We start from the raw sequence: 7,971 nt of genomic DNA, 5'->3' as shown, positions 1-7,971 counted from the left end.
CATCACGAAAAGTGCGGAAGAACCCGTTTTAAAATGAAAATCCTGTATCTGCTGCTCCTGCTGCCCTTCCTCGGGCTGCTCTGGACGCCCCTGTACGACCGCTACACGCCCGTACTGTTTGGCTTCCCCTTTTTCTACTGGTACCAGCTTGCCTGGGTGCCGGTAACCTCCGTTCTCATCTGGATTGTCTGGAAAAAGGGGCATGACGCATGACCGGCATTAACCCCTGGGCGCTGGGCGTCTTTATCCTCTTTTTTGCGGCAACCATCATCATCGGCAGTTCCATCCAGTGGCTCCGCGGGCTGTTCGGCGGCGGGAAAAGTGCGACTGTTTCGTCTGATGAGGAATGGTCCCTCGGTGGCCGCCAGTTTGGCGCGTGGGTCACATGGTTTCTGGTCGGGGGCGATTTCTATACCGCCTATACCGTCATCGCTGTGCCAGCACTGGTCTATGCAGCGGGTGGGTATGGTTTTTTTGCGCTGCCATATACCATCATCGTCTATCCGTTCATTTTTCTGGTCATGCCGCGCCTGTGGAAGCTGGCACATGCCGGGGGCCATGCCACGGCAGCAGACCTTGTGCGTGCCCGCTTTAACAGCCGTCCGCTGGAAATTGTGGTAGCCATCACCGGACTGGTGGCGGTTATGCCCTATATCGCTCTCCAACTGATCGGCATCCGTACGGTCATTCAGGCTCTGGGCCTGCCGGGCGATATCCCGCTGATCATCGCCTTTGTCTCACTCGCCGCCTACACATGGCTCGGCGGCCTGCATGCTCCTGCGCTGACGGCCTTCATCAAGGACATCATGATCTACATCGCCGTTCTGGTGGCGGTTACGGTCATTCCGCTGCACATGGGGGGCTATGCCGCGCTGTTTGCCGGGGCTGATACCAGCCAGCCGGTTCTGCATGCCGGTCAGGGCCTGCCTTATGCCACGCTGGCGCTTTCCTCCGCTCTGGCGGCCTTCCTGTATCCGCATACGCTCACCGGTATTCTGGCGGCAAAATCTGCGGACACCATTCGCCAGAATGCCGTGTTCCTGCCCATCTACACCGTTGTTCTGGGGCTGATTGCCATGCTGGGACTGATGGCGCACACAGCAGGCATCAAGACGGACAATGCCACCATGGTTGTGCCGCTGCTGTTCCAGAAGATCTTTCCGGCATGGTTCAGCGGCTTCTGCTTTGCCGCCATTGCGGTAGGTGCGCTGGTTCCGGCAGCTGTCATGGCCATTGGGGCGGCCAACCTTGTGACTAACAACCTGCTGCCTCCGCAGAAAGACCCGGTTCGCACCAGCCGCATCACAGCGCTCGCCGTTAAAGTTGGCGCTCTGTTGTGCGTGCTGTTCCTGAACGCCAAATTCGCCATTGATTTCCAGCTGCTGGGCGGCGTGATTATTCTCCAGACTTTCCCGGCACTCATCCTTGGCCTGCTGCGTGTCCGCTTTTCTGCGGTTGCCATGCTGGCGGGCTGGGCTGTGGGCGGCATTTTCGGGCTGGGCCTGTGCTGGATGGACGGGCTGAAACCCATCCATATGGTCGCACTTGGTCCGCTCTCCGGCATGATCTCAACGGGGCTGTTGTCTCTGATGGTCAATCTGGTGGTGGTCGGGCTGGTCACACTGATTAAACCGGCTGCCGAAGTCCCGAATATGTCGGGAGTTGAGCCTCAGAAGCGCACGCTCGTTTCCTGATCAACGAAACCAGCTGACGGCTTCCTGCTTTACAGTGCCCCGCAGAGACACTTTTGCCTCTGCGGGGCATTTGTCTTTTTACGGAAATAATTTCCATTGCTCCGGCAGCTCTGGTTCGGCACCCTTTGGTCTCATTCTGCCAGAAGGGTCTCCTCATGCCAGACAGCACGCCGCCGCAGATGGGTTTTGGCCAGATGGATCTCGGGCTGACAGACACCCGACCAAAACGCGTCACGCTCAGCCCGGGTGCCACTCTGCTACGGGGTTTTGCGCTGGATCAGGCAGAAGACATCTTGCGCGCCCTCACCCCGGTTCTGCACGCAGCCCCCCTCCGCAGGATGCTGACACCCGGAGGGCGGCAAATGTCTGTCGCCATGACAAGCTGCGGCACATGGGGCTGGATTACCGATCAGGCAGGCTACCGCTATACGCGCACAGACCCGACCACACAGGCCCCCTGGCCCGCCATGCCGCCCCTCCTCTTTCAGCTTGCCAGCCGCAGTGCTGCCGCTGCGGGCTTTGAAGGCTTTCAGCCCAATGCCTGCCTGATTAACCGCTATGAAGCCGGCACCCGTATGACAGCGCATCAGGACAAGGATGAAGGCGATATCACCCAGCCGATCGTCTCTGTCTCACTCGGTTTGTCCATCCTGTTTTTATGGGGCGGCCTGCAACGCACCACGCGCGCGCATCCCATCTTGTTGGAACATGGGGATGTTCTGGTGTGGGGTGGCAAAGCCCGGCTGCATTATCATGGGGTCAAACCACTGGAACAAGGTTTGCACCCACTAACCGGCCCTGCCCGCTTTAATCTGACGTTCCGGTACGTGAAGCAGGTTGCCCTTTGACTGATGGTGTCTAGGCGTGCGCGCACCTTTTCAGCACTTTTCCGTACAACATCTGCCATCACGCTAGCGCAACAAGACACTTCTCTTTTACACTCTCGCCTCTGATACCTGTTTCCTTTGCTCCGGACCCTTGTTCATGCCTGCTTCCTTCCGCCTCTCCCGCCGTATGGCTCTGAAAACCGGTACATTGGCCGCCGGATTTGGTCTGCTCGGCATGAACGCCGCATGGGCACAAAAAGCGCCCAACAGCCGCTTTTCTGCCCTTGATCAGATTTTCCAGAAAGCTGTTCAGGAGGGCAAAACCCCCGGTGCGGTCGCGGCCATAGGTCAGGCCGGACAAACGCTGTGGAAAGGTGTTTTTGGGAACCGGGCGCTGGTTCCTCATAAAGAACCGATGACATGGAACACCCTGTTCGACATGGCATCTCTGACCAAGGTTCTGATCACCGCCCCGGCTATTATGCAGCTGTATGAACGCGGCCTTGTAAAACTAGATGAACCGGTCAGCACGTATCTTCCGGCCTTCGCTGCCAATGGGAAACAGGCCATTACCGTCCGACTGCTGCTGACCCACTATTCCGGTCTGGCCCCGGACCTTGATCTGTCCACGCCCTGGCACGGCAAGGAAGCTGCTGTTCAACGTGTGATGGACGCTCGCCCCGTCAATCCGCCGGGTGAGCGGTTTGTTTACAGCGATATCAATTTCATTACGCTGGGGCTGATTGTTGAAAAACTTTCGGGCCTCTCTCTGGATGTTTATGCAACGCAAAACATCCTTCAGCCTCTTGGCCTCTCCCGCACCTTCTTTTTACCGGACAGCGCCCTGCACGACGCCATAGCTCCCACCCAGTATGATGAACAAAACCAGCTGCTCCGTGGCGTGGTGCATGACCCCACCACGCGCCGCATGGATGGCGTTGCCGGGCATGCCGGCCTGTTCTCCTGCGCGGATGATATGCTGACCTACGCACATGCTCTGCTGGCTCGTCGGGCCGGGCTACCCTCAGCCTTCCCGCTTCGCCCAGAGACCCTTGTTCTAATGTCTACCCCGCAGCAACCTGCCGGAAAATCTGATCTGCGCGGGTTAGGATGGGATATCGCAACGCATTATTCCTCGCCTCGCGGCGAATATTTCCCGGCGAATTCCTTCGGGCATACCGGCTTTACCGGCACCTCTCTCTGGCTGGTGCCGGACAAGGAAACATTTATCCTGATCCTGACCAACCGTGTCCACCCGGACGGGAAAGGCAATGTGATCGCCTTGCGCAAAGATGTGGCGACCGCTGCCGCTCTTGCCCTGCAAACATCCTGATTTTGGCTTAGTGGATTGTGCCTGACGGACTTTTTTCAAAAACGCCCGTCAGAGTCAGTTTCACATCATCCCCCACAGCGGCCATGGCGTTTCTGATCCCAAAAGCGCTGCGTTGAATGGTTCCGTGGGCTTCAAACCCGACGGTATAATCGTGATCGATCGGGTTTTTGCCTGCCCCGACAAAATGGACATGCAGTGTTACGGGCCGTGTCACGCCATGCAGTGTCAGACGTCCGGCTACTTTGGCCTGTGACAGACCATCCGACACAATCTGTGTCGAAACAAACGTGGCATCCGGATATTTGCGGACATCCAGCCAGCCTTCATCCCAGAGCGTTTCTGTGACGGAACCGGAGGTTGTCGTCAGGGATTGCACAGGTAAGCGCAACGCGACATGGGATTGTTCAGGATGGTCAGAATCAAGCTGGAGAGAACCCGACACGCCAGAAAACAAGCCATGATACCAGCTGACACTCAGGCAGGAGACTGAAAAAACCACCTGCGTACGCAGGCCATCCACATGATACAGACCGCCTTCCACAGCAGGAACTTCCACCACAGCGGGCATCACGTCTGATGCCCGCACCGGCTCAGCAAAGCTGAGCGTCAGCAGAGTTCCCATCCCAACCAGCAGAAAAAAGGCGGCACGTTTCATTGCGCTCTCCCTGTTTTATCATTCCTCCGATTGAGTGTGTAAGCGGGTTAGCTGGCTGCGAGTTCCCTCACATGTCCGCGTGCGTAAGTCTGCGTCAGAGGCTGCCTTCGCTTTTGCGCCACATTTTGACCTGCCGTTCTATCCACTTCTGGGCAGAAACCTTACGAGACGGGTCAAGCATGCGGTACAGGCGCAGGATATCATATTCATCCGGTGTGACTGTCAGAGCGATATCTTCCTGCACATAACCCGTGAGGAAAATTTCCGGCTCTACACCAAACAGGGCGGCCAGTTTGGGAATATGCTTTCTCGCACTCCCTTCCCGTCCCGTCTCCCAGAACGCAATGGCTGGCCGTGACACGCCCAGCGCATCCGCAACCTGCTGCTGCGTCAGCCCGGCGGCCTTACGCAGGATCTTCATTCTCTGCCCGAGATCAGCCCCGGGAGAGACAATATCCCGTTCTTCACTATCGTTTACATGGTCCTCAGACTGGTCAGACATACTGGGTATGTTCCGTCTTGATTGTACCATTTTGTGCTCTCCCAAACATCCGATACGGTTTCCGTATGCGAATGTGGCTCTTACTCTGCCCTAAGCGTGTTTACAATTAACAGGCTGCTATGCCGCATAGTACAGCAGACGCTCGCACAATCCTGTGCAGAAAAATGTTGCCATGCTGAACAGATAGTCCTCTATCACCCGTTCAGGATGGTTAACAGAAATTTTTTATGGATTTTATTACAAAAACCCCAATCCGTAAAAGGACTGGGGGCTAAATTCATTATACAGAGCATATAAAGCCAGAAAATATTTTACGTATTAGAGTAAGTTATTTTCTGACACCTGATATTTAGAAGCTTTGGGTAATACCCGTCAGAATAGTCCGGCGCAGACCATATTGCGGCGCTCCCACACCAATACCGCTGCCATCACGCAGCAGATAGGCGCGGTCAAACAGGTTGGTAACGTCAAGCCGAAGCTGCGTGTTGCCAAGGAAAGAATGCCCAAACAGGTTCTTGAAAGTCTGCACTGCGGCAAAGTTAAACGTTGCATATTGCGGCACAACAGCCCCGTTCGGCACATCACCATCAGCGCGAAGGCCACTGCCATAAACCATGGTGGCGGAAACACGCAGCGGGTGCCAGCTTTTGTGGAAGAAGCTGTAAGCCGCCCCGGCAGAGGCCGTCCAGCGCTGGTCGTGATCCAGATGAATCCAACGATGGCTGATGTAATTCAGATCATCCTGCCCGAAGTTGAACTGCGCGCTGGTGATATCTTTGCCGATCGCGCGAGACCATGAGAAATTTCCGTAAAGAGACAACGGCCCCTTATCATAGGAGGTGCTGACCTCGTAGCCGTTCACCTGACCTTTACGGTAGTTAAAGCCACTCAGCACGATTGGCGCGCCAAATTGCCCTTCATCAATCAGGTTATCGGCCAGCTTGTAATAGGCATCAAAAGACACGCGCCAGCCTGGCAGGATCTGCTGCTGAATGCCGGCATCAAAGTAATGGTCACGCTCCGCCTTAACTGTTGAGTTCTGCATAACCTCTGTAGCAGAGCTTGTGTTTGCAAATTTATAAAGCGCAGAGCTACTGACTACTTCAAACGGCGGCGGAGTGAAGTAGCGGGAATAACCTGCGTGCAGCGTGGCCCCTTTCCAGGGTTTCCACACAACGTTCAGACGCGGACTGACCTGCTTCTGGCTGGTATATTCGCTTACTCCATCAAAACGCAGACCGTAGTTAATGGTCAGGTTGCGCAGAGGCGTCCATTCATCCTGTGCATACAGGCCGTAAACCGTGCCGGTCTTACCGCTGCCGTCATAGACTTTGACAGGCGTTGAATCGAAGGTCGGGTTGCCATCCCCATCAACACCGTTTGCCCCGAAGACCGTGGAATCAGTTTTGGAGACCGTGCGTTCCACAAAAACCTGGAAGCCAAAGCGTACGGTATGATCTTTTGCAGCATGCCATGTCACGTCATGCTGTGTGCCGGTGGAGAAAATGGACCGTGCGGCCCGCTGGGCAATACCGTTATAGACCAGATCACCCAGTTCATCCGGTGAATAACGCAGGCTGCTATAGCGGGTGAAAACGGAGCTTTGCAGGCTGAACGCGCCAATCTCTTTCTGGAGAGCCAGAATAGCAAAATCCGTAATCTGCTTCTGGTGTTCATTCAGACTGGCACTATCCACACTGCCATCAAGCTTTTGCGCCAGATTGCTCCCGGTATAAGAGGGTTCTGCAAACTGCGTCTGCTGACCGGGGTTATTTGGCAGCTGATACTCCGCGTTAGACACACCGGCAATAAAGCTGATCCGGGTATTTTCATCCGCTGTGTACCGGAGATGCCCGAGGAAGTGATACTGATTGCTCAGATCATGCACGGCGTTAAAGGATTTGGTCGTGTTTTCAATCCCTACGCGATCATGCACAAAATCTGCAGTCGCGAAGTAATCCCACTTCCCCTGATGGCCGCCATACTGAAGAGACGGGAAAAAGTAATCGCGCGCGCCACCGTAAATGGAGGCATTCCCGCCTGCATTGGTCGTGCCGTTCTTGGTGGTGATATCCACCACGGCTGCCTGCAGAAATCCGAATTCACTTGGCAGCGCACCCGTGGTCAGGGACATACTATCCGCAAAGCGCGTCATCAGAGCCTGACCGAACACATTCAGACCTTCAGGAAGCTGTACGCCATCCAGCCGGAACTGCACTTCGTTATGGTCACCACGCACATGGATCTGACCATAGCTATCCTGCGCCACACCGGGAGCCTGCAAAAGCACCTGATTCAGCGGGGTATTATCCCCGCCCGGAATAGTTTCCAGCGCCTTACGGTCAAAACGGTAAACCGTGGCCCCTGTATCGGGCTGGAGTTCTGATCTGGCCCGGTCCAGATGGGCGGTGACCGTCACGCGCTCCGGCGTGTTTGCCAGAGCCGGCTGAATAGAGACGGTTTCCTGCCCCGTGGGCTTTCCTTTAACCGTATCGTTCTGCTGCACATTGCGCGCAGAGGTCTGTGCCGTCTTTTTTTCCTGAGCGGATTTTTTCTCAACTGTGGGCTGAAGTGTTTGCGCAGTCTGCGCGGTACCGGCAGGCAAAGCCTGAGCCTGGGCTTTTTCGATACAGAACAGAAAACCGGCTGTCGTGCAGACAGTTGAGCATGCCAGCAGAAAAGAGAGACGAGACACCAGCATAAGATATCGGCCTTTAAGGGTTGGGGAATGAACTAATTTCCGCCTCTTATACGTTATGATATAACGTATCAACGCAATTCTAAGGAAAGGCTTAACCTTACCCGCCCCCTGTTACCTGCAAACCACACTCCCCTCTCCTGCTTTTTCTCCGCTTGTGCCCGCTCAGATTTTCTCGTAGTAATCCGCTCAGCCCTCTACGTCCCGTTCGTCTAGAGGCCTAGGACATCGCCCTCTCACGGCGGCAACACGGGTTCGAATC

Annotated in this window: 7 protein-coding genes; 4 read left to right on the top strand and 3 right to left on the bottom strand. The window is 55.6% G+C overall.

Going from position 1 to position 7,971, the window contains the following annotated elements:
* Positions 1-33: 33 nt before the first annotated feature.
* The 4 genes from AD928_RS01165 (at position 34) to AD928_RS01150 (ending at position 3,854) form a co-directional block, all read left to right on the top strand.
* Positions 34-213, top strand: coding sequence for a DUF3311 domain-containing protein (locus tag AD928_RS01165; RefSeq protein ID WP_062142706.1), 180 nt, complete (start codon positions 34-36; stop codon positions 211-213).
* Positions 210-1,694 carry a sodium:solute symporter family protein gene (locus AD928_RS01160; RefSeq protein WP_062247571.1) on the top strand — a complete coding sequence of 495 codons (1,485 nt, stop codon included), beginning with the start codon at positions 210-212 and terminating at the stop codon, positions 1,692-1,694. Before AD928_RS01165 ends, AD928_RS01160 begins: the two co-directional genes overlap by 4 nt.
* A 155-nt stretch (positions 1,695-1,849) precedes the next feature.
* Complete coding sequence (alkB, locus tag AD928_RS01155; RefSeq protein ID WP_062247569.1) at positions 1,850-2,542, top strand: DNA oxidative demethylase AlkB; 693 nt, start codon at positions 1,850-1,852, stop codon at positions 2,540-2,542.
* A gap of 166 nt (positions 2,543-2,708) precedes the next feature.
* The gene (locus tag AD928_RS01150; RefSeq protein WP_373320600.1) at positions 2,709-3,854 is read left to right on the top strand and encodes a serine hydrolase domain-containing protein; all 1,146 of its coding nucleotides are present in this window, start codon (positions 2,709-2,711) and stop codon (positions 3,852-3,854) included.
* Positions 3,855-3,861: 7 nt separating this feature from the next.
* Here AD928_RS01150 and AD928_RS01145 read toward each other — a convergent pair whose 3' ends face one another.
* From AD928_RS01145 to AD928_RS01135, 3 genes are all read right to left on the bottom strand, one after another.
* Positions 3,862-4,509, bottom strand: coding sequence for a YceI family protein (locus AD928_RS01145; protein ID WP_233419881.1), 648 nt, complete (start codon positions 4,507-4,509; stop codon positions 3,862-3,864).
* A gap of 94 nt (positions 4,510-4,603) precedes the next feature.
* Positions 4,604-5,011 (bottom strand): helix-turn-helix domain-containing protein, encoded by a 408-nt coding sequence (locus AD928_RS01140; RefSeq protein WP_062142696.1) that lies wholly within the window; start codon positions 5,009-5,011, stop codon positions 4,604-4,606.
* Between the two features lie 349 nt (positions 5,012-5,360).
* A complete protein-coding gene (locus tag AD928_RS01135; protein ID WP_373320601.1) occupies positions 5,361-7,709 on the bottom strand; it encodes a TonB-dependent receptor in 2,349 nt (782 codons plus the stop codon).
* Positions 7,710-7,971 lie beyond the last annotated feature (262 nt).

Source organism: Acetobacter cerevisiae (genome assembly GCF_001580535.1).
GTDB classification, from domain to species: Bacteria; Pseudomonadota; Alphaproteobacteria; order Acetobacterales; family Acetobacteraceae; genus Acetobacter; species Acetobacter cerevisiae.
The sequence above is the reverse complement of the archived record's forward strand: the minus strand, read 5'-3'. Positions and strand labels throughout refer to the sequence as shown.